This window comes from Rhizobium chutanense (assembly GCF_002531935.1).
Lineage (GTDB): Bacteria > Pseudomonadota > Alphaproteobacteria > Rhizobiales > Rhizobiaceae > Rhizobium > Rhizobium chutanense.
On sequence record NZ_NWSV01000002.1, the window covers coordinates 23,031 to 43,685 of the forward strand.

The 20,655-nt window shown below is 61.7% G+C and carries 26 protein-coding genes; 15 read left to right on the top strand and 11 right to left on the bottom strand.

Annotated features, from left to right (window positions below; translation table 11 throughout):
- Nucleotides 1-41: 41 nt before the first annotated feature.
- The 5 genes from CO666_RS02545 to CO666_RS02565 all read left to right on the top strand — a co-directional run bounded on the left by CO666_RS02545 (nucleotide 42) and on the right by CO666_RS02565 (nucleotide 1,884).
- Nucleotides 42-251: an AbrB/MazE/SpoVT family DNA-binding domain-containing protein gene (locus tag CO666_RS02545; RefSeq protein WP_097610591.1), complete on the top strand. Its 210-nt coding sequence runs from the start codon at nucleotides 42-44 to the stop codon at nucleotides 249-251.
- A complete protein-coding gene (locus tag CO666_RS02550) occupies nucleotides 251-628 on the top strand; it encodes a type II toxin-antitoxin system VapC family toxin (protein ID WP_097610592.1) in 378 nt (125 codons plus the stop codon). Before CO666_RS02545 ends, CO666_RS02550 begins: the two co-directional genes overlap by 1 nt.
- Nucleotides 629-745: 117 nt before the next feature.
- Entirely contained in the window at nucleotides 746-997 is a 252-nt protein-coding gene (locus tag CO666_RS02555; protein WP_097610593.1) for a ribbon-helix-helix domain-containing protein, read from the top strand.
- The gene (locus tag CO666_RS02560; RefSeq protein WP_097610594.1) at nucleotides 981-1,307 is read left to right on the top strand and encodes a type II toxin-antitoxin system RelE/ParE family toxin; all 327 of its coding nucleotides are present in this window, start codon (nucleotides 981-983) and stop codon (nucleotides 1,305-1,307) included. The genes CO666_RS02555 and CO666_RS02560 overlap by 17 nt, the downstream gene beginning before the upstream one ends.
- Nucleotides 1,297-1,884: a class I SAM-dependent methyltransferase gene (locus CO666_RS02565; protein ID WP_097610595.1), complete on the top strand. Its 588-nt coding sequence runs from the start codon at nucleotides 1,297-1,299 to the stop codon at nucleotides 1,882-1,884. Before CO666_RS02560 ends, CO666_RS02565 begins: the two co-directional genes overlap by 11 nt.
- A 42-nt stretch (nucleotides 1,885-1,926) precedes the next feature.
- On the opposite strand, the gene CO666_RS02570 is transcribed toward CO666_RS02565, so the two are convergent.
- The 3 genes from CO666_RS02570 to CO666_RS02580 form a co-directional block, all read right to left on the bottom strand.
- Nucleotides 1,927-2,688: a hypothetical protein gene (locus CO666_RS02570; protein WP_143540221.1), complete on the bottom strand. Its 762-nt coding sequence runs from the start codon at nucleotides 2,686-2,688 to the stop codon at nucleotides 1,927-1,929.
- Nucleotides 2,689-2,786: 98 nt separating this feature from the next.
- Complete coding sequence (ilvC, locus tag CO666_RS02575; RefSeq protein ID WP_004668557.1) at nucleotides 2,787-3,806, bottom strand: ketol-acid reductoisomerase; 1,020 nt, start codon at nucleotides 3,804-3,806, stop codon at nucleotides 2,787-2,789.
- Between the two features lie 49 nt (nucleotides 3,807-3,855).
- Nucleotides 3,856-4,536, bottom strand: coding sequence for a TetR/AcrR family transcriptional regulator C-terminal domain-containing protein (locus CO666_RS02580; RefSeq protein WP_179869611.1), 681 nt, complete (start codon nucleotides 4,534-4,536; stop codon nucleotides 3,856-3,858).
- 171 nt (nucleotides 4,537-4,707) lie between these two features.
- Here CO666_RS02580 and CO666_RS02585 point away from each other — a divergent pair, with 171 nt between their 5' ends.
- Both CO666_RS02585 and CO666_RS02590 read left to right on the top strand, forming a co-directional pair.
- Nucleotides 4,708-5,151 (top strand): hypothetical protein, encoded by a 444-nt coding sequence (locus CO666_RS02585; protein WP_097610598.1) that lies wholly within the window; start codon nucleotides 4,708-4,710, stop codon nucleotides 5,149-5,151.
- A 21-nt stretch (nucleotides 5,152-5,172) separates the two neighbouring features.
- A complete protein-coding gene (locus tag CO666_RS02590) occupies nucleotides 5,173-5,538 on the top strand; it encodes a DUF4087 domain-containing protein (protein ID WP_097610599.1) in 366 nt (121 codons plus the stop codon).
- 76 nt (nucleotides 5,539-5,614) lie between these two features.
- Here CO666_RS02590 and CO666_RS02595 read toward each other — a convergent pair whose 3' ends face one another.
- From CO666_RS02595 to CO666_RS02605, 3 genes are all read right to left on the bottom strand, one after another.
- On the bottom strand, nucleotides 5,615-7,297 hold the full coding sequence (locus tag CO666_RS02595) for a hypothetical protein (RefSeq protein ID WP_097610600.1): 1,683 nt from the start codon (nucleotides 7,295-7,297) through the stop codon (nucleotides 5,615-5,617).
- Complete coding sequence (locus CO666_RS02600; protein ID WP_097610601.1) at nucleotides 7,297-8,352, bottom strand: glycosyltransferase family 2 protein; 1,056 nt, start codon at nucleotides 8,350-8,352, stop codon at nucleotides 7,297-7,299. Before CO666_RS02600 ends, CO666_RS02595 begins: the two co-directional genes overlap by 1 nt.
- Before the next feature lie 98 nt (nucleotides 8,353-8,450).
- A complete protein-coding gene (locus tag CO666_RS02605; protein WP_097610602.1) occupies nucleotides 8,451-9,359 on the bottom strand; it encodes an AraC family transcriptional regulator in 909 nt (302 codons plus the stop codon).
- 204 nt (nucleotides 9,360-9,563) lie between these two features.
- Between CO666_RS02605 and CO666_RS02610 the strand changes: the two genes are divergently transcribed.
- Complete coding sequence (locus tag CO666_RS02610) at nucleotides 9,564-10,610, top strand: NAD(P)-dependent alcohol dehydrogenase (protein ID WP_097610603.1); 1,047 nt, start codon at nucleotides 9,564-9,566, stop codon at nucleotides 10,608-10,610.
- Between the two features lie 255 nt (nucleotides 10,611-10,865).
- Here CO666_RS02610 and CO666_RS02615 read toward each other — a convergent pair whose 3' ends face one another.
- The 3 genes from CO666_RS02615 to CO666_RS02625 form a co-directional block, all read right to left on the bottom strand.
- A complete protein-coding gene (locus CO666_RS02615) occupies nucleotides 10,866-12,131 on the bottom strand; it encodes an NAD(P)/FAD-dependent oxidoreductase (RefSeq protein ID WP_097610604.1) in 1,266 nt (421 codons plus the stop codon).
- A gap of 177 nt (nucleotides 12,132-12,308) precedes the next feature.
- Entirely contained in the window at nucleotides 12,309-12,824 is a 516-nt protein-coding gene (locus tag CO666_RS02620) for a BA14K family protein (protein WP_097610605.1), read from the bottom strand.
- A 173-nt stretch (nucleotides 12,825-12,997) separates the two neighbouring features.
- Nucleotides 12,998-13,462: an Lrp/AsnC family transcriptional regulator gene (locus CO666_RS02625; protein WP_097610606.1), complete on the bottom strand. Its 465-nt coding sequence runs from the start codon at nucleotides 13,460-13,462 to the stop codon at nucleotides 12,998-13,000.
- Between the two features lie 155 nt (nucleotides 13,463-13,617).
- Between CO666_RS02625 and CO666_RS02630 the strand changes: the two genes are divergently transcribed.
- The 5 genes from CO666_RS02630 (at nucleotide 13,618) to CO666_RS02650 (ending at nucleotide 17,860) form a co-directional block, all read left to right on the top strand.
- Nucleotides 13,618-14,337 carry an aspartate/glutamate racemase family protein gene (locus tag CO666_RS02630; protein WP_097610607.1) on the top strand — a complete coding sequence of 240 codons (720 nt, stop codon included), beginning with the start codon at nucleotides 13,618-13,620 and terminating at the stop codon, nucleotides 14,335-14,337.
- A 255-nt stretch (nucleotides 14,338-14,592) separates the two neighbouring features.
- Nucleotides 14,593-15,510, top strand: a complete 918-nt coding sequence (locus CO666_RS02635; protein ID WP_097610608.1) for a bifunctional helix-turn-helix transcriptional regulator/GNAT family N-acetyltransferase — start codon at nucleotides 14,593-14,595, stop codon at nucleotides 15,508-15,510.
- A gap of 65 nt (nucleotides 15,511-15,575) precedes the next feature.
- The gene (locus CO666_RS02640) at nucleotides 15,576-16,199 is read left to right on the top strand and encodes a TetR/AcrR family transcriptional regulator (RefSeq protein ID WP_097610609.1); all 624 of its coding nucleotides are present in this window, start codon (nucleotides 15,576-15,578) and stop codon (nucleotides 16,197-16,199) included.
- A 95-nt stretch (nucleotides 16,200-16,294) separates the two neighbouring features.
- Nucleotides 16,295-17,530 (top strand): MFS transporter, encoded by a 1,236-nt coding sequence (locus CO666_RS02645; RefSeq protein WP_097610610.1) that lies wholly within the window; start codon nucleotides 16,295-16,297, stop codon nucleotides 17,528-17,530.
- A 96-nt stretch (nucleotides 17,531-17,626) separates the two neighbouring features.
- Nucleotides 17,627-17,860 (top strand): DUF6429 family protein, encoded by a 234-nt coding sequence (locus CO666_RS02650; RefSeq protein ID WP_097610611.1) that lies wholly within the window; start codon nucleotides 17,627-17,629, stop codon nucleotides 17,858-17,860.
- A 3-nt stretch (nucleotides 17,861-17,863) separates the two neighbouring features.
- Here CO666_RS02650 and CO666_RS02655 read toward each other — a convergent pair whose 3' ends face one another.
- Nucleotides 17,864-18,247 (bottom strand): winged helix-turn-helix transcriptional regulator, encoded by a 384-nt coding sequence (locus CO666_RS02655; protein WP_097610612.1) that lies wholly within the window; start codon nucleotides 18,245-18,247, stop codon nucleotides 17,864-17,866.
- A 148-nt stretch (nucleotides 18,248-18,395) separates the two neighbouring features.
- Between CO666_RS02655 and CO666_RS02660 the strand changes: the two genes are divergently transcribed.
- Entirely contained in the window at nucleotides 18,396-19,295 is a 900-nt protein-coding gene (locus CO666_RS02660; RefSeq protein WP_097610613.1) for an SDR family oxidoreductase, read from the top strand.
- Between the two features lie 176 nt (nucleotides 19,296-19,471).
- Here the strand turns inward: CO666_RS02660 and CO666_RS02665 are convergent, their stop codons facing one another.
- Nucleotides 19,472-20,224 carry a pyridoxine 5'-phosphate synthase gene (locus tag CO666_RS02665; RefSeq protein ID WP_097610614.1) on the bottom strand — a complete coding sequence of 251 codons (753 nt, stop codon included), beginning with the start codon at nucleotides 20,222-20,224 and terminating at the stop codon, nucleotides 19,472-19,474.
- A gap of 79 nt (nucleotides 20,225-20,303) precedes the next feature.
- Between CO666_RS02665 and CO666_RS33465 the strand changes: the two genes are divergently transcribed.
- A complete protein-coding gene (locus tag CO666_RS33465; protein WP_143540222.1) occupies nucleotides 20,304-20,579 on the top strand; it encodes a hypothetical protein in 276 nt (91 codons plus the stop codon).
- Nucleotides 20,580-20,655 lie beyond the last annotated feature (76 nt).

Below are 20,655 nucleotides of genomic sequence, written 5' to 3' on the forward strand. Positions count from 1 at the left end.
CCGAATTCTTACATTTGCTCCATCGAAGGAGAAAAGTAAGAATGGCGACAGCAACCCTTTCTTCAAAATTCCAGATTTCCATTCCGAAGGAAGTGCGCGATGAGCAGCACTGGGCGGCGGGTCAGGAATTCGTATTCATTCCGAAAGGCAAAGGCGTGCTGCTGATGCCAGTTCCCACCCTTGCCGACCTTCACGGCATGGCCGAGGGTGCGGACAAGAACAACTACCGCGACCGGAACGATCGCTTCTGATGCGTGTGGTCGATAGTTCTGCATGGGTGGAATGGCTGACGAAAAGTGTGGCGGGAAGCCGGCTGGCGGCTGAAATCCCGCCACGCGATCAATGTATCGTGCCGACGATCGTCCAGCTCGAGCTTTCCAAATGGTTGGCACGCGAAAGGGACGACGAAGCCGTCGACGGCTTCATCGCCTATACCGCCAGATGCATTGTGGCTCCCCTCGACACAGCGCTCGCCCGCCGCGCCGCCGAAATATCCGCAGCCTTGAAGCTCGCAACCGCCGATGCGATCATCTATGCGACGGCGGAGCGCCACAATGCCGATATCCTGACATGCGATGCCCATTTCAAGGGCCTGGAGCGCGCCCTCTACATCGACAAAAAAGACTGACCCGCATGTGACCCAAGTGCTCGACGGCGGCGGTTAACGCTTTTATCACAGTCGGGGGAATGATAATCTGGCATCAGGGACAGCTGATACCAGCATGGGCGGACGGCACCGAATTCAATGGCGAAAATGACGATCTCGCTTCCGGATCACCTGGCAGATTACGTCGCGCGCCGTGTCGCAAGCGGCAGATACAGCAGCGCCAGCACATATCTGACGGAACTCATCCTTAAGGACCAGGACCATCGCAAGCTGGATGACGACGAAATACGTGAGATTCTGAGACTGGCTGAGGAGAGCGGCATCAGCGACCGGCGCATTGCCGACATCCTGTTGGAAACGAAGGCGAAACTGCGTGACAACTACCTATAGGCTGACCCGAACCGCGGACGCCGTACTGTCAGGCATCGACGAATATGCCAGCCTGCATTTCGGCGAGGCGCAGGCGGATGCCTATCTTCTCGATTGGGACAGAATTTTCGTGCTTCTTTCACGCGTACCCTCCATGGGAGACAGGTGCGACGAGCTCGGCGCCGGGCTTCGCCGCCTCCTCCACATGCGCCATGTCGCCTTCTACCGCGAAATACCGGACGGCATCCTCGTGATCGACATCATCGGCGCTGACCGGCTTTCCGACAGACACCTTCAATCCAACCGACCGGCTGGCCCGCATGCCTCATGACACGACCTCCGCCTTTTACGAGGAAAACGCCGAAACATACGCCAATCGGGTACGCAGCCTGCCAAAGCAACAGCTCGAAGCCTTCCTCGCCGGTCTCGCGCCGGGTGGCGCAATCCTCGAACTTGGCTGCGGCGGCGGGCAGGACAGCGCCTATATGCTGTCGCAAGGTTTCGACGTGACGCCGACCGATGGGTCGGCCGAGCTGGCAAGACAGGCGGAACGGCTGATCGGCAGGCCGGTCAGGGTCATGCTGTTCCAAGAGCTCGACGCCGACAGCACCTTCGACGGCGTCTGGGCGCATGCGAGCCTTCTCCACGTCCCGAGGCCGGAACTGCCCGACGTCTTCGCCCGCATCCGCCGCGCCCTGCGCCCCGGCGGCCTCCTTCACGCGAGCTTCAAGGCCGGGGAAGCAGAAGGCCATGACGACTTCGGGCGTTACTACAACTATCCTTCCGCCGAATGGCTCTCGGAGCTTTTGACGAAAGGCGGCTGGCGGAATATCGCCATCCGCCCATATGACGGCGGCGGATATGACGGCAAGCCGACCCGCTGGCTCACCATCCGCGCGCAAAAATAAAGGCCGGAGCTTTCGCGCCGGCGGGACATCACGCCTATTTTCTCACGCCGGCACCTCAATGCGAGGAGGCAGACGTCGCAACTCTCTGATTTCATCGAGGAGGCGATCGACAATCCAGTGCCGTTGCGGCGGTATCGCATCGATCAGCCCGATGAACGCATTCTCGATCACATCCCCCTTGAACCATTCAAGGGCAAGATCGCGCTTTTCCCGCGCAACATCCTGCCAAAAACCGTTGCCCCGGTAGAGACTTTGAAGATCGGCATCGGCAAGCTGAATGAAAGCGTTCGGCGTCGGCTGTTTCAGCCACAGATCAAGGCATGCCTCGAACTGCAGGTCGAGTCTTGCCATCGCCACGATCCAGTGCCAAGCCGACGCATCGAAATCAGGATCCAGCAGTCTCTTATAGGCCCAGGCCGAGTAGAAAAAATTCGCGACAGCCGCCTGTTCGGCTATCGGCCATTGCTGCCAGTCGCACAATAAAAGCTTGGAAGCGATGATCGGCGGCTCGAAACCATACGAGGATGGGCTGAGGACGGCACAGTGCAGGATACGCGGCAGGAAATGCTTGAAATCATCGGCCGAGCCGACTGTCGTTATCGCACTTGCCGCATACTCGGCCAACTCCGCCGCCTGGATCTCGCGCAAAGGAGCGGACTTGAGTGCAGTCAGAAATTTCTCGGCGTCCCGCAGCGGCGAAGCGTCCAGGGACGACGGGAAGGGATATTCCAGGAATGCAGGATAGAGGGTTCCAAGTCCGTCTTCCAGGTCCTTCCTTGCCACCCGCATGATCGCTTCAAACACGTCAGATCCAATATACCAACTTCGACAACAGACGCACCAATAGCAAAGGAGGCCGGAGCTTTCACTCCGACCTCCCCGTTTTATTTCACTGGAACCGTTTAGTTGACGGACTTGTCGACCAGCTTGTTCTTGCCGATCCAGGGCATCATGCCGCGGAGCTTCGCGCCGACTTCCTCGATCTGATGGCTGTCGTTGTTGCGGCGGATGCCCTTGAAGCGGGCCGCGCCCGACCGATATTCCTGCATCCACTCGGAGGTGAACTTGCCGGTCTGGATGTCCTTGAGGACGCGCTTCATCTCAGCCTTGGTTTCTTCGGTGATGATGCGCGGACCCGTGACGTATTCGCCCCATTCGGCCGTGTTGGAGATCGAGTAGTTCATGTTGGCGATGCCGCCTTCATAGATCAGGTCGACGATCAGCTTCACTTCGTGCAGGCACTCGAAATAGGCCATTTCAGGCGCGTAACCAGCTTCGGTCAGCGTTTCGAAACCGGCGCGGATGAGCTCGACGAGACCACCGCAGAGAACGACCTGTTCGCCGAAGAGGTCGGTTTCGCACTCTTCGCGGAAGTTGGTTTCGATGATGCCGGAACGGCCGCCGCCGACGCCGCAGGCGTAGGAGAGAGCGAGTTCAAGCGCATTGCCGGAAGCGTTCTGGTGAACGGCAACGAGGCAGGGAACGCCGCCGCCCTTCTGGTATTCGCCGCGAACCGTGTGGCCCGGGCCCTTCGGCGCGATCATGACGACGTCGACGGAAGCCTTCGGCTCGATCAGGCCGAAATGCACGTTGAGGCCGTGGGCGAAAGCGATGGCAGCGCCGTCGCGGATGTTCGGAGCGATGTCGGCCTTGTAGATGTCGGCCTGCAGTTCATCAGGCGTCGCCATCATCATCAGGTCGGCCCAGCCGGCGGCTTCGGCAACCGTCATGACCTTGAAGCCATCGGCCTCGGCCTTCTTGACCGTGGGCGAACCGGCCTTGAGCGCGATGACGAGATTCTGGGCGCCGCTGTCCTTGAGGTTCAGCGCATGGGCGCGGCCCTGCGAGCCGTAGCCGATGACGGCGACCTTCTTGGCCTTGATGAGGTTGAGATCGGCATCACGATCGTAATAGACGCGCATTTGAAGTTCCTTCCCTTGTGCTTGTCTTGTTGACTGTCATGAAAGCGGGTCAGCCGAGAGCCGGCATCTCCGCCAGAACCTTGTCCGTGCCGTAGAGCCGGAGGAAGGCGGTCACCGCCCTCTCCGCCTGGCGCGCGGTATCCCTGAGGCCGGGTTCGCCGAGCAGCATGCGCACATGCAGGTCGGAAACGACCAGGCCGTAAAGCGTGTGATAGGCCTCGTCGGCATCGGTAAAACGCAGGAGCCCCGCCCTCTTTCCGGCGTCGATCAGGGCCATGGCGCGCCGGTCGATCTGGCGGCGGCCGCGTTCGAGCAGAAGCTTGCCGAGCTTCGAGCCGTCGCGGTTCGCCTCCGTCTTGTTGATTTGGCCGATCGCCAGCCGGTTCAGCGCCAGCGAGACGTCGCCGGCGAGCACTTCGAGAAGATCGCGTGCGAAGATGACGACATGGTCGTGCAGGCTCGCTGCCGTCAGCCGCTCGCCGTTGCGCTCGAAGGTGCGCACCTTGCTCGCCTGATAGGCGATCATCGCCGACAAGAGCCCGTCACGGTCGCCGAACCACTTGTAGAGGCTTTCCTTGGAGCAATTGGCGGCGCGCGCCACACCCGAGGTCGTCAGCGCCTTCTCGCCGCCGTCGACGAGCAACCGCAGCGCCTGCTCCAGAACAGCGTTCTGGCGCGGCGAGAATTCGCTCGGCTCTGCGGTATCGACGGACACGATTATGGCTCCCAGATAAGTACCGTACGGTACGGTTCGTGAGGTTTATGCGATAAACCGGTCAGGCCGTCAAGAAGGCCCCGACAGATTTTTTATACGGGAAACCTCGGTGAGACACCAGAATTGGATAGGCGCGCTCCGGGCGATTGCATAATGTCACGCCACGCCATTTGCCGGGAGCCTTTCATGTCGCGCCTGCCTATCCTTCTCCTGCTCGGAACAATAGTCCTCGCCGCCTCCGGCGCCTTCGCGCAATCGGAAAACGAGGTCTACAACAAGATCGAGGAGCTGCATGGCGATGCCGCGGGTTTCGACCGGCCGCTGCGCCAACTCGTTCTGGCGATGCGCACGGGCGATGCCGAGGCCATCGCAGGACTTGCCGAATATCCGCTGACCGTCAAGGCCAATGGCGAGACCTACGATGTGGAGAATGCCGAGGATTTCGTCGAGAATTTCGACGATCTGGTAACGCCGGAGACCCGCAGCGCCGTCGGGCGCCAGCAATATGGCGATCTCTTTGTCAACAGTGACGGCGTTATGCTCGCCGGCGGCGCCGTCTGGATGGGCGCGGTCTGCGAGGACGACGCCTGCGAGGCAAGTCATTGGGCGATCACGGCGATCAACAACTGACATCTACGGCTGGGGAAACCAATGAAAGACAAGATCGCCATGGCGGTGATAACCGCAGCCCTTGCCATCGCGGCGAATGCACAGGCCGCCGAGACCCGTTGCGGCTGGCTCGAGAACCCGACGCCCGCCAACTGGTGGCTGGAGGACGCGGAAAATACCTGGACGATCATGACCCAGGGCGAGGACGCCGACGCGGTGGACGGCATGGAGCTCATCCCCGACATCTCCGAGCACGATTACGTCAAAACCAACGGCAATTACGGCTATGCCTGCGCCTGCATGAGTGTGGAGACGGATGGGAAGGAGCGCATCACCAAAATCCTCTCCTTCCGCCAGCTTGCGCTCGCCAAATGCCGCAATGACAAGGCGCTGAAATTTCCCGGCTGATCAGCGGATAACCCGAACCGTATGGCGGCCGCCATCATGCCCGTTTCACAGGTAATCCTCCGTGAAGAGCCACAGTTTATGACGCCGTAGCGCAAGCGGCGGGGGGCATGAGAGGCTCTGCCGGCGTCGCCTTGTCGATCGCATAGAGCTTCGCGAAACCGGCGTCCTCGACCAGTCTCAGGCCCGTCGGCATGAAGGTGCCGACGGTGCGGTCGGGGAGATCGGCATTGGCGACAAGAATAAAATCGAAACGTCTGCGCCAGTCCGACAGATAGGGCGTGAAGCCCTTATATTCCTGCATCATTGCCGGGCATGAAAGCACGCCGATGGACAGCAGATTGCCCTCGGGAACGGCGATTTCGGACCACGGTGACAGAACCGATAGCGGCTGCTTGCCTTTTGCCGTGAAGATCGTCGGCACGAAAGCATGCGAGAAGGGCACGGCAAGCGTCGGCAGGTGCCAGAAAGTTTCCTCCTTCATGAAAAAATACCGGCTGGAGTAGGCAAAGCTGATCGTCGTCTCGGCATCGTGCTCCAGAGGCAGAACAGCGGCACCGGCCGGCACCTTTTTCAGCACAGTCTCGACAGCCGCGACGTCCTTCTGTGCCAGCCACCAGTTCCAGCCGATCCAGCCTGTACGGCCGAAGACGGCGAGATTGATGACGAGGGCAAGCAACATCGCCTGCCGGCGCGTGAGATTGGCGAAGGGACACATCATCGCCATGGCGACGAGCGCCGTCATGATCGGAAAGCGCCAACTGATCCATCCGGTGCCGAGCATGTGGCGAGGCGAAACACAGGAGAGCAGCAGCAGGCCGCAGGCGGCGACGGCGAGCCCAGCATGAATGCGGATGTCGCCGGCACGTGCGGCACGCGTGCAGATGAGGATCAGCGGCAGAACCAGCATGACATCCACGATCGGGATATAGGTCACGATGGCGGAGAGCAAATTCATGACGATCAGGACGATGCTGTCGTTCCAGGCAAGGGCAAGGCCGTCGCCACCGCCACCGGGCAAAGCCGGCGTCCGCAGATAAAGTACGAGTGGCGGCAGCGCGCAGGCGCCAAGCGCTAGTGCCAGCCGGCCGGCAAGCCTGAACAGACCCGCCCTTGATCGCACTATATCGAAGCGCCAGGAAAATTCGAGGCCGCAGACGATCGCCATATAGAAGCCGAGCGAGAAGATGTGCATCACCGTCAGCAGCAGCGCGGCTGCAAGACGCCAGGCAAAAAGCATGGCGGGATTTCGGCCCTGCAGTCGCAGGTCGACGCAGGCGAAGGCGAGCGCCATGCCAAGGCCGATCTGGAAATTGATGAAGCCGCCAATCATGGTGGCGCACCAGCCAAGCGACAGTATGGCGGTCTGCCAGTGGTGCCGGCCGCCGAAAAGCGCGCGGTGCAAGCTGACCGCGCCGAGCGGCGGCAGCACGATCGCCAGGAAAAGCAACGTCCGCGCCAACCTGTCAGGGCCGACAAGCGGCCCTAGCCAAGTGCCGAGAATGTCGATCCCGACATTGGTGAAGGTGCGGCTCCAGTCGATCGCATAGATTTGCGGAAATGGCTGTTCGCCGATCCCGCCCGAAAGCAGCCAGATCCGGGCGTAGTGATTGGCGTAATCGAGAACCGGCGGAAACGGAAACAGCATCACCAGGGCCGCGGCAAGCCCGACGAAAGCGACGATCGCAGCGGTCGAATCCTGTCCGGCGATCGTTTCCTCGGGATCGGCTGCGACCGCAGCAGGCGTGACGATATGGTCCATCATCCGATCCGGCTGGTCTTTTGCGACTGCGGCTCACCGGATGCAAAGGCCGCATCCAGCGCAGCGCGCTTGTCGCCGGCGCTCATCTCCGGAAAAACTGTCGACAACTCGGCGTGTTCGCTGCCGCGCAGGATCGTCTCGATCATGAACATCGGCCGCTTCTTGCTCTCCTGCACGAGGCGACCAAGATACTCGCCGATGATGCCGATGCAGATCAGCTGGATGGCGCTGAAGGCGCTGACCGCGGCCATGATCGACGACCAGCCGGTGACCGTCTCGCCTTCCAGCCAGCGAACGAAGGTATAGACGAGCAACGCCACCGCCACACCGGCGCTGATCATGCCAAGCCATGTGGCCATACGCAGCGGCGTCGTCGAAAAACTGGTGATCGCATCGAGCGCAAAATTGATCATCTTGCGCAGCGGATATTTCGTCGTGCCGGCAAAACGGGCGTCACGCTCGTAGGGGAGAGCCACCTGCTTGCCGCCAATCCAGCTGACCATGCCACGGATAAAGCGATCGCGCTCGGGCATTGCCAGCAGGATATCGACGACGCGCCGGCGCATCAGCCGGAAATCACCAGTATCGCGGGGGATCGTCACGGAGGCGAGCTTGGACAGCGCGCGATAGAAAAGCGAAGCGGAGGCGAGCTTGAACCAGGTTTCGCCCTCACGGCGCGTGCGCTGACCGTAAACGACGTCGGCACCACGCTCGAGGATCGGCATCATCATCAAAAGCAGCTCGGGCGGATCCTGAAGATCGGCGTCGATCAGGAGCACGCGCTCGCCCCGCGACACGGACAGACCCGCCGTCGATGCCAGCTGATGACCGTGATTGCGTAGGAGGCGAACACCGAGCACCTCAGGCACTTTTGCCGCCAGATCCGAAATGATCTCCCAGGTGCCGTCCGACGAGCCGTCGTCGACGAGAATGAGCTCGAAGGCATCACCGGCAACGCTCTGCGCGGCAGCGGCGGCCCGGCGGCAGAATTCGCGCAGGCCTTCTTCCTCGTTGTGACAAGGCGCGACGATGGAAAGTAACGGAGCTTGCGTCATGCGGACGGCGGTGCCTGCTTCATGGATGGCGCCAGCCTAGCCGGGAAACGTCAAACATCCTTTAATGGCTGGCCGGCAGCCGCCGAACGTCTTCAGCGCTATTCCGCCGCCATGATCTCGCGCACGCCGTCGACGTCGCGGGCGGGCGACGCGCCGTAGAGACGGCTGTATTCGCGGCTGAACTGCGACGGGCTCTGATAGCCGACGCGGTGTCCGGCCGTGCCGGCATCGAGCCGCTCGACGAGCATCAGCCGGCGCGCCTCGTGCAGGCGAAGCTGCTTCTGATACTGCACCGGCGTCATCGCCGTCACCGACTTGAAATGGTGATGGAATGACGACACGCTCATATTGACGCGCTCGGCAAGGTCTTCGATGCGCAGCGGCCGCGCGAAATTCTCCTTCAGCCAGGCAACGGCGCGGGCGATCCTATTGCTGTGGCTGTCTGCCGTGGCGATGTTGATCAGCCGGGCGCCGTGCGGTCCCGTCAGCACCCGGTAGAGGATTTCCTGCTCGATCAGCGGCGCCATGGCGGGGATGTCGCCTGGACGATCGAGCAAACGCAGCAGGCGGACGGCGGCATCCATCAGCTCCGGCGGCGCGACGTTGACCACCATGCCGCGCTGCCCGTCAGTATGGGCGGCCGGGCGGGGAATATCGATGCGGCTGAGCAGATCCAGCAGCTTCTCGGAATCGATCGCCAACCCCAGGCAGAGATGCGGAACCTCGGGACTTGCCTCCGTGACCCGCCAGGCGACCGGCAGGTCGAGCGAGGTCAAGAGATAGTCGCCGGTGCCGTAGCTGATCTGCTCCGTGCCGAGCTGCAGGCTCTTCGCCCCCTGCAGCACGAAGGCGAAACAGGGCCGGTAGCTGCTGTGCAAGGGATCGCTGGGTTTGGACCGGCGGCTGACGTGAAGATTGCCGATGGCAGTCGAGAACTCACCGTCGCCAGGCGCAAAGCGCATCGCGATGTCGACGATTTCCTGATAGGGGCTGAAGGGCAAGGTCATGCGGCAACTCTTTCTGTCGATTGTCCGACGCCGTCGATACCGCTCATATCTAGAGTGCCTCGGCCGTTTCGCAAACAGATAGGCGCCTCACTTTTGCAGGATCGTGCAAAAAGCTGAGAGGATCGCTCTAACCCTCTCCCGCCGTTCCGGGCAATAGTCCGCCATCCCGCTCAACCCCTCCCAAAGACGAAAAGGAAGGTTCCCATGCCTATTGCAAGAGGCTACGCCGCCACCGACGCTTCCAAGCCGCTGACCCCTTTCACCTTCGAGCGCCGCAACCCGAACCCCGATGACGTCGTCATCGACATCAAGTTTGCCGGTATCTGCCATTCGGACATCCACACCGTCCGCAACGAGTGGAAGAACGCCGTCTATCCGATCGTGCCGGGCCATGAGATTGCCGGCATAGTTTCCGCCGTCGGCTCGGCCGTCACCAAATTCAAGGTCGGCGACCGCGTCGGCGTCGGCTGCTTCGTCGATTCCTGCATCGGCTGTGCCGAGCGCGACCTCGACCGCGAGCAGTATATGCCGGGTCTTTCCGGCACCTACAATGACTTCGAAGCCGACGGCAAGACGCGCACCCAGGGCGGCTATTCCGACTCGATCGTCGTCAAAGAAGGTTATGTCATGTCCATCCCGGACAATCTGCCGCTCGACGCCTCCGCGCCGCTGCTCTGCGCCGGCATCACGCTCTATTCGCCGCTGCGCCACTGGAATGCCGGCCCCGGCAAGAAGGTCGCGATCGTCGGCATGGGCGGCCTCGGCCATATGGGCGTCAAGCTGGGTTCGGCCATGGGCGCGGATATCACCGTTCTCTCCCAGAGCCTTTCCAAGAAGGAAGACGGTCTGAAGCTCGGCGCCAAGGAATATTATGCCACCAACGACCCGGAAACCTTCACCAAGCTCGCCGGCAGCTTCGACCTGATCATCTGCACCGTCAGCGCCGAGATCGACTGGAACGCCTATCTCGGCCTGCTCAAGGTGGATGGCTCCTTCGTGGTCGTCGGCGCGCCGGAGAATCCGATCCCGGTCCATGCCTTCGCGATCATCCCCGGCCGCAAGAGCATCTCCGGCTCGATGATCGGCTCGATCAAGGAAACCCAGGAAATGCTCGATTTCTGCGGCAAGCACAACATCGTCTCCGAGATCGAGAAGATCGACATCCAGCAGGTCAACGAAGCCTATGAACGCGTCCTGAAAAGCGACGTCCGCTACCGCTTCGTCATCGACATCGCCTCGCTGGCGGCCTGAGGAAATGGAAGGCGGCTCGAAAGGGCCGCCTTTTTGACGTGAGCCAGCACCCTGCATCGGCGCTCGTGCTCAGGTGCAATGGGTGGATCTTTTCCGGTGTCACACGGCACGCCCTTGCCCACGGGAGACATGGCGACGGAGATGCTCGCTGAGGTACGAGTTCAAAACCCAGGGATGACACGCATCCCCGACGCACAACCCCATTATACAGCAACTGCAACGTACAAGGATGAGACCGGAGGCAGCGCAGGATGCCTACCCCTCCTCCCGCATCGTCTCCCTCTGCGTGATCAGCCGGGCGCTGTGCTGGCCGCTGAGATAGATCCACAGCCAGCTCCAGGCGACGGAGAAGCGGGAGCGGGTGCCAATCAGGAAGTAGATATGGGCAATGCCCCAGATCCACCAGGCGATCCAGCCCTTCAGCTTGATCCGGCCGAAATCGATGATCGCCGCACTCTGGCCGATCGTCGCCAGGCTCCCCTGGTGCCGATATTTGAAGGGCGCCGGCGCCGGTTTGCCCGATAGACGGGCGCGGATGACCTTGGCGACGTAACCGCCCTGCTGCTTGGCGGCGGGCGCGATGCCGGGCACCGGCTTGCCGTCCTCGCGCATGACCGAGGCGGTATCGCCGATGACGAAGACGTCGGGCAGGCCGGGCGCGCTCAGATCCTGTTCGACGGTGACGCGCCCTGCCCGGTCGGCCGGCACATCAAGCCAGCGGGCCGCCGGCGAGGCGGTGACGCCCGCCGCCCAGACGATCGTCCGGCTCGGCACGAAGGTCTCGCCGATCTGCACGCCGTTGGCGCTGCACTCGGTCACCGGCTTGCCGAGAAGCACCCCGACCCCGAGTTTCTCCAGCGCCTGCTGCGCATAGGCCGAAAGCTCCTCGGCGAAGGTCGGCAGCACCCGCGGGCCGGCCTCGGCCAGCACGACACGGGTCTTGCGCGTATCGATGTTGCGGAATTCCTTCGGCAGGGTGAAATGCGCGAGCTCGGCGATGATGCCGGCAAGTTCGACGCCGGTCGGCCCGGCGCCGACGATGGTGAAGGTCAGCAGCGCATCGCGCACGGCGGGATCGGCCTCCAGCTCCGCCTTCTCGAAGGCGAGCAGCACGCGCCGGCGGATCGTCGTCGCGTCTTCCAGCGTCTTCAGGCCCGGCGCCACCGGCTCCCATTCGTCACGGCCGAAATAGGCATGCGTCGCTCCGGTCGCCAGAACCAGCGTGTCGTAACCGAGAGTCATGCCGTTGCGTAACGAAACCGTCTTCGCGCCGCTGTCGACGCCGGTGACCTCGCCGAGCAGCACCGTCACATCGGGCCGGTCGGCGTAGAGGCGGCGGATCGGCCAGGCGATTTCCGAGGTGGAGAGAATGGTCGTCGCCACCTGATAGAGCAGCGGCTGGAAGAGATGATGGTTGCGCCGGTCGACGAGCGTGATCCTCACCCCTGCGCCCTTCAACCCGTTGACGAGCTGCAGCCCGCCGAAACCGCCGCCGACAACGACGACATGATGATCGCTCATGACCTGCCCCTTCTACGACATTTTGCTGAAAGCAAATTTGGCCTTCGCCGCGAAGGTTGCAACCGCTGTTTCGGCATGTCTCCCCTGCGCCGATCGCAGCCGAAAAAGGCCGTCCAACGGCTTGCAAGACGTTGGACGGCCTGGGACCAGTTCATAACGCAGATGCGTCAGCGCCAATCAATAGGGACCGAGGCACTGACGGCGGGGGCCATGATAGGGCTGGAAGCTATTGTCGTACGCCCTGTACGAACGATAACGGGCATAGCACCAGCTCTCGTGGCTGCCGCCCCCTCCATAATAGGCGGACGACGCATAGGCCCGATAAGGCCTGCCATAGTAGCCGCCGTAATAGCCGTAAGGCCTGCGGTAGTAGCCGTAGGGCGAGCCATAATAGCCATAGGGCGACCCGTAATACGAACCGTAATAGGGCTGCGCCAGTGCGCCACCGATGATGGTGCCGACGGCCAGACCGCCGAGAGCCCAGCCCCAGCCTGATCCATTGTGATGATGGCCGTAATACCCGCCTCCGTGATAGCCGCCACCCCAATGACCACCATGGCCACGCCATTGCACTTGCTCTATCTGCTGCTGTGCTTCGATCCTGGGTGGGTTCATAGCCGGAAACGCCTGAGCCGGCGTGACACCGGTGGCACCCATGATCAAGCCTAACGTGACGATTGCCAGCTTTCTCATGACTATTCTCCTCTTCCTCCAAGAGGAGGAATATCCTCCCCTCCTCCTGAACCAAAGGTGAACATAATATATCGTAAAACGTTCCGTATCGAGATAAATTAATAGCTATCGATGGCGCTGAGGATTGTCGGCTTTCCCGCAATCAAACCTTGTTTTTTACAGCATGACACTCTTCATCGGGCGTAGCCCACGGGTATCGCCATTCCATGTTTCAATTCTTCCATCGAGATCGACGCCGAGACGTCGAAGAGCTCGAGCTTGCGCACGATCTGCTTGTAGATCACGTCGTAATGTTCGACGCGGGGCAGGACAATCTTCAGTATATAATCGTGATTGCCGGTCAACCGGTGCGCCTCGACGATCTCGGGAATGTCGCTGATGATCCTGCGGAAGCTTTCCGTCCATTCGTCGGAATGGTACGCCGTCTTCACCAGTGCGAAGACCGTCGTCGGCACACCCATTTTCTCCCGATCGAGCACGACGATACGCCGGGCGATATGGCCGGCTTCCTCCAGCCGCTGGATGCGCCGTGAGCAGGCCGACACCGAAAGTGCCACGCGCTCAGCAAGGTCGGTCACGGAGATGCCCGCATCCTTCTGCAGCATATCGAGAATGCGTCTGTCGCGATCATCCAGCATGTGTGAGAAATAAACCTTCCGCCTTGATTTTGCGCGATCACTCCAAATCGCGCAAAATAATAGCACATACTGGGCGCAGAGGACAAACAACGCAAACACCGCGCGCGGGCATTGCGGCATCATTCTCGAAACTCGAAGCATGGGAGCATGAAGAGATGGAAACGATCGGCCTGATCGGTGGCATGAGTTTCGAAAGTTCGGCGGTCTATTATCGCCTCGTCAACGAGATGGTGCGCGCCCGCAAGGGTGGCCTCGCCTCGGCCGAGCTTATCCTGCATTCGGTCAATTTCGAGGAAATCGTCGCGCTTCAGAAGGCCGGCGACTGGGATATGGCCGCCCGCCGTCTCGCCGATGTGGCGCTGCGCCTGCAGGTAGGCGGTGCCGGCTGCGTCCTCATCTGCACCAACACCATGCATCTGATCGCCGACGAGGTCGCCAAGAAGATCTCCGTACCGCTGATCCACATCATCGACGAGACGGCGAAATCGCTGCATGCGAGCGGCCGCAAGCGCCCGCTGCTGCTCGCCACCCGCTACACGATGGAGCACGGCTTCTATGCCGACCGCATGAAGGGCCTCGGTCTCGACATCCTGGTGCCCGATGCTGCCGACCGCACCACCGTGCACGACATCATCTTCAACGAACTCTGCGCCGGCAGGGTGCACAATAGTTCGCGCGAGAAGCTGATCGCGATCATCGACCGCGCCATGGAAAAAGGCGCCGACAGCATCATCCTCGGCTGCACCGAGATCTGCCTGATCCTCGATCCCGACCGCCTGCCGCTGCCGGGTTTCGACACGACCACGATCCATGCCCGTGCGGCAGTGGAGTTCGCGCTCGGGGCTGAGGAAGAAGCGGAAGAGGAAGCCGCCTGAATCGGATCGACAATTTAGTTGACGCAGTCAACTAAATGCATGACAAAGACCTTCACGGAGACTTTTGTCAGTTTGTCGACACAGTCGGCCTTCTTTCGTCATGCTCGGGCTGTCCCGAGCATCTGCTTCCGGTCGATAGGGCAGCAGATGCTCGGGACAAGGCCGAGGATGACGTCGAGTAAAGGGCGACGTTTGTCAGCAGACCGATAAATCTCCGTCTGGAGGCACCGATGTCTCCACCTGGAGATCTTTGTCATGTCCGATATCGCCCTCATCGAAACCGCCCGCGATTTCAACCGCTTCTATACGAATTTCCTCGGCCTCCTGAACAAGGCCTATCTCGACTCGCCCTTCACGCTGACCGATGCCCGCATCCTGTTCGAGATCGGCTCGCATGCCGGCGTCAGCGCCGTGAGCCTCGTCCGCGACCTGCATCTCGACCCGGCCTATCTCAGCCGCATCCTCAAGCGCTTTCGCGCCGAGGGGCTGGTCGAGACCAGTCCCGATCCGGCCGACCTGCGCAGCCAGATCATCACTGTCACCGAGCGGGGACGAGAGCAGTTCGAGGAACTCGGCCGGCGCGCCAACGCGCAGATCGCCGCGCGTTTCGACACTCTGGCGCGCGGCGAGCCGGAGGCGGCGGTGCGTGCCATGGGCACGATCCGCGCCCTGCTCGACCCCACCGCAAAACCGGCGCCTGCCATCATCCGCGCCCACCGCGCCGGTGATATCGGCTGGATCGTCCAGAGCCAGAGCCGCTTCTATACCGAGGAATATGGCTGGGATCTGCGCTTCGAGGCGCTGGTCGCCGAGGTCGCCGGAAAATTCCTGGCCAATTTCGATCCGGCGCTCGAATATTGCTGGATCGCCGAACGCGGCGGTATCAATGTCGGCTCCGTCCTCGTCACCAATGGCGGCGGCGGCATCGCCAAGCTGCGGCTGCTTTATGTCGACAAATCAGCCCGCGGCCTTGGGCTCGGCAAGCTGCTGGTCGACGAATGCATCCGCTTTTGCAGGCAGAAGGGCTATAGCGAGCTCCAACTCTGGACCAACGACATGCTGGAAACCGCCCGCGCCATTTACGTCAAAACAGGCTTTCGCCTTGTCTCCGAGGAGAGACATCGGATGTTCGGTCCGGAAGCCAATGGCCAAAACTGGGTTCTGACCTTGTGATTCACCTCTGTTGCGGCGCAAAATTTTGCTTGATTTGGAAATGATCATTTCCTAATTAGGCAGACATGAACACGACGACTCTCGACCATCAAGCGAAGTCCCGGGGCCGCGGCCGCCCGCGGGAATTCGACGCAGAGGCCGCCCTCGACGCGGCGCTGCGCGTCTTTTCCGAACGCGGCTACAACGCCGCCTCGATCAGCGAACTCACCGATGCCATGGGGCTTGCATCAGGCAGCGTCTACAAGGCCTTCGGCGACAAACGCGGCATCTTCCTTGCCGCCTTCGATCGCTACCGCGCGGTGCGCCGCGGCCTTCTCGACGCCAGGCTCGCCGAAGTCGAGACGGGCCGCGACAAGCTCCATGCGCTGATCACCTTCTTTTCCTCCTCCTCACACGGGCAGATCGGCAGGCAGGGCTGCCTCGTCGTCGGCAGCGCCGGCGATCTCGCGCTCTTCGACGAAGAGGCGGCCGAGCGGGTCGCCACCGCCTTCACGACCGACGAGGCGCTTCTCGCCGACCTCATCCGCCTCGGCCAGTCCGACGGCTCGATTTCGGCGGATCTCGATGTGTCGGGAGTAGCCCTTGCCCTGCTCTGCCTCACCAAGGGCATGCGCGTCATCGGCAAGACGGGACGCAGCGGCGAGCAAATGGCGGCGGCGGCCGAAGCCGCGATGAAGCTGGTGACCTGACATTTCCCGGGGAAATGCCCTGCACTTTCCCGGCGGGAAACGGGTGGCGGCAGGACAATTTGCCACTAAATTTTTAAATCACACCGGAGTTTCTGATGAGCGTTTCAGCCACCACGCCGGATAAAGCCGTTCCACGGGCGTTATCTCCCTGGCTCACCTTCCTTTTCGCCGCCGCCTGCGGGCTGGTGGCCGCCAATCTCTATTACGGCCAGCCGCTTGCAGGTCCGATCAGCGCCGAACTCGGCTTCACGCCGGCCGCGACCGGCCTGATCGTCACACTGACGCAGATCGGCTACGGCCTTGGCTTGCTGCTGATCGTGCCGCTCGGCGACCTCACGGAAAACCGCCGCCTGGTGTTGATGCTGATCGCTGTCTCGGCCGTTGCGCTGATCGGCGCGGCACTGTCGTCGACGCCCACGACCTTCCTCGTCGCCTCGCTCTGCATCGGCCTGTCCTCGGTCGCCGTTCAGGTGCTGGTTCCCTTCGCCGCCAACATGGCGCCTGATGCAACGCGCGGCCAGGTCGTCGGCAACGTCATGAGCGGCCTGCTCTGCGGCATCATGCTGGCGCGGCCCTTCGCGAGCTTCGTCGCCGAGGCCTCCTCCTGGCATGTGGTCTATTACGTCACGGCGGCATTGATGATCGCGCTCGCCGTCGTCCTGCGCGCCAACCTGCCCGTCCGGCGGCCGAAGACGAAACTGCGTTACGGCGAACTGCTCGCCTCCATGGCCCATCTGGCGCTGACCTCGCGCGTGCTGCAGCGCCGGGCGCTTTATCAGGCCGGCATGTTCGGCGCCTTCAGCCTGTTCTGGACGACGACGCCGCTGCTGCTCGCAAGCCCGGCCTTCGGCCTGACGCAGAACGGCATCGCCCTCTTTGCGCTCGCCGGTGCAGCCGGCGCCATCGCCTCTCCGATTGCCGGCCGGCTCGCCGACCGCGGCATGACGAAGGTCGCCTCGACCATCGCCATGCTGCTCGGCATGGCGTCCTTCCTGATCAGCCATTTCGCAAACGACGGCTCGCTCACCGCCCTGATCCTTCTGACCGTGGCCGCGATCATGCTCGATTTCGGGGTCACGACCAATCTCGTCTGCGGCCAACGCGCCATTTATGGCTTGAACCCGGAACACCGCAGCCGGCTGAACGGCCTCTTCATGGCCACCTTCTTTGCCGGCGGCGCGCTCGGCTCGGCGCTCGGTGGCTGGGCCTATGCGACCGGCGGATGGACGATGACGGCCTGGATCGGTTTCTGCTTCCCGGCGCTCGCCTTCCTGCTGTTCCTGACGGAAGGGCGCGACAAGCAGGAAAGCAAAATCCGAACTGATGTCTGACACCTTGACAAGGCCCGCTTCTAAATGCGGACATTCGGGCAGCAGCTTACGCATCCACCGCTGCAGAATCTTCGGTTTTTATGGGATATTGCGAGCATGGACATAGACGAAGACAAGATCGACGACACTGTTCTGGCCTTGCTATGGCTGACGCTACATGATGGGGACCGGGCCTGGAAGGGTTTCGATTGGGACGCGATGGACCGGTTGTATAAGAAGGGCCTGATCGCAAATCCCGCCGGCAAGGCCAAATCGGTCGTTCTAAGCGACGAAGGTTTGCAACGGTCGGAGGAATTGTTCCGATCCCTGTTTACGCGAACGAAGGAATGATGGCTAAGCGTTGTCGGAATCGAAGCGCAAGCGGGCGGCGCGGACGGCCTCATGATTCATCTCCGCCCAGTTGAGAAGCTGCGACAGCGGCTGGTAAAGCGAACGGCCGAGATCGGTCATCGAATATTCGACGCTCGGCGGCTTGGTCGGGAAGACTTCGCGATTGATATAACCGTCCCTCTGGAGGTCGCGCAGCGTCTGGGTCAGCATGCGCTGCGAAATATCGGGCAGCATCCGCCGCAATTCGCCGAAGCGTCGGGGCTCGGCCGCCAGCACCTCCAGCAGCAGCGTCGACCATTTGCCGCCGATGTGCTGCATCATGTCCCTGACCGGGCAATTGGAAAAATCGAGACCGGAAAGATCGATCTCGCGCCGCATCCCCGGCATCCTGTTCTTGAGGCTGAGGACCTCATCTGGTGGTTCCCTTTTGGTAACTTGCAGCCGAAAAACTGCCTCCTTTACACCGCGAAGTCAATTCCTATTCTAGTGTTAGTCTCTTTTTGAGACCACCGTCAAACGCAGAAGGAAATGACGTATGAGCGAAACCATCCTGGTCACCGGCGCCGCCGGACAGCTCGGCCAGCGTGTCATCCACCACCTCATCGAGACCTATAAGGTCGCCCCGGGGAGGATCGTCGCGGCAACACGCAGCCCCGAGAAGCTCTCCGCTCTCGCAGAGAAGGGCGTCGTCACCCGCAAGGCCGATTTCGATGACGCGGCCGGCCTGGAGAAGGCTTTTTCAGGCGTCGACCGGCTGCTGATCATCAGCACCGACGCGCTTGACACCCCGGGCAAGCGCCTCGCCCAGCACAAGGCCGCCGTCGCTGCCGCCGTCAAGGCAGGCGTCAAGCACATTGCCTATACCTCGATGCCGGCGCCCGACGATTCGCTCGTCACCTTCGCGCCCGACCACCTCGGCAGCGAAAATGCCATCAAGGCAAGCGGCATCGCCTACACGATCATTCGCGACGCCTGGTATCACGACAATTACCTGCACGGCATGCCGCACAATCTTCAGGGCGGCAAATGGTACAGTGCCACGGGCGACGGCAAGATCTCGACCATTTCGCGCGACGACTGCGCCCTGGCGATCGCAGCCGCCCTTGCCTCCGGCACCTCCGAAAGCGCCACCTATACGCTGACCGGCGCTGAACTGCTGACCAACCGACAGATCGCCGCCATCGTCTCCGAAGCCGCCGGCAAGCCGCTCGAAGTGGTCGACGTCAGTGACGAACAGCTCGGCCAGGGTATGCGCGGCGCCGGCCTCCCCGGCTTCGTCGCCGACATGCTGGTGTCGGCCGACGCCAATATCCGCGCCGGCAAATTCGACATCCTCACCGGAGACTTCTCCAAGCTGACGGGCAGACAGCCGCAGCCGCTGAAGGATTTCTTCGTGGCGCACAAGGCTGTGCTGACGGCGGCCGGCGGCCATTGAGCCTTTCGCTCATCCCTGCGCAACGTCGCAGGGATGCAGCACAACCGGACTGTGAATGAAAAGGCCGTTACCGCATATGAGTCATTCACGGCGCGGACGCGCCGTGGTTGGATTCCTGTGCCTGTCACAGGAATCCAGCGCGCCCAAGTCCTTGGGCGCAGGATTCTCCTCTTCTCTCAAACCACCTGCCCGCACGCCCGGCAGAACCGCCGAACCGTTTCCGCCATGCCGTATTCCAGCGCATCGGCGGTAAGACCATGGCCGATCGAGACCTCGGCCAGATCCGGAATGCGCTTCACCAGATCAGGCAGGTTTGCCACTGTCAGATCATGCCCGGCATTCACGCCAAGGCCGATGGCCAGCGCCGCATCCGCCGTCTTCCCCAGCGCTTCGAGAATCGGCGCTGCCCGCTCCGGCGCGTCGTAGCAGCCGCCATAGGGGCCGGTGTAAAGTTCGATCCGATCGGCGCCGACCGCCTTGGCGATCTTGACCGCTTCCGCATCGCCGTCGCCGTCGGCGAAGAGCGAGACCCGGCATCCCATCTTCTTCAGCCGCGCGATGACATCGGTGAGGAACGCCTGGTGTTTGCGGAAATCCCAGCCGTGATCGGAGGTCGCCTGCGAAGGGTCGTCCGGTACCAGCGTCACCTGCTCGGGGGCAGCACCCGCGCAAAGATCGAGGAATTCGTCGGTGGGATAACCCTCGATGTTGAACTCGGCCTTCGGGAATTCGTCATCGATCAGGTTGCGGATGACGGGCAGGTCGGAAAATCTTATATGCCGCTGGTCGGGGCGCGGATGCACCGTCAATCCGCTGGCGCCGGAAGCAAGAGCCATTCGTCCGAGCGCTTCGACGCTCGGCCAGGGCAGATCGCGCCGGTTGCGCAGCATGGCGATGGCGTTGAGGTTCACGGAGAGCTTGGCGGGCATGGCTGATATCCATCGGTCACGGAAATAAGAGGCCCTGCTTTTAAGCCAAGTGCCGTGCGATGGCCAACGAGATTCGCAGATGGATGCGATGCAGATCGCTGATGGGCGCACCCCGCGCGTACCGCAAATAGTAATTCCCGTCGCCTTTGAAGACGACCGTCAGATACCGCAGCGCAGCAGACATTTTGCTGCAGCACACCCGACAGCCGGCGCAAAATATGCAGTCACGTTGCTATCCCATTTAAAAGAGATTATTTTTAGCACTTATAAAAAAGATCGTTCACGCATAACGTGGACATTGTATCGCGTAAACGTAGGCCGCGTACTGCTTCTTTCCCACGATAAGAATGCCTAGAGGAAAACCCCACTCGCCGCGCCCGGGAAGCAACTGGCAAATCAGCATGAGGTGCAACACGATGCCCTAGGAGGGT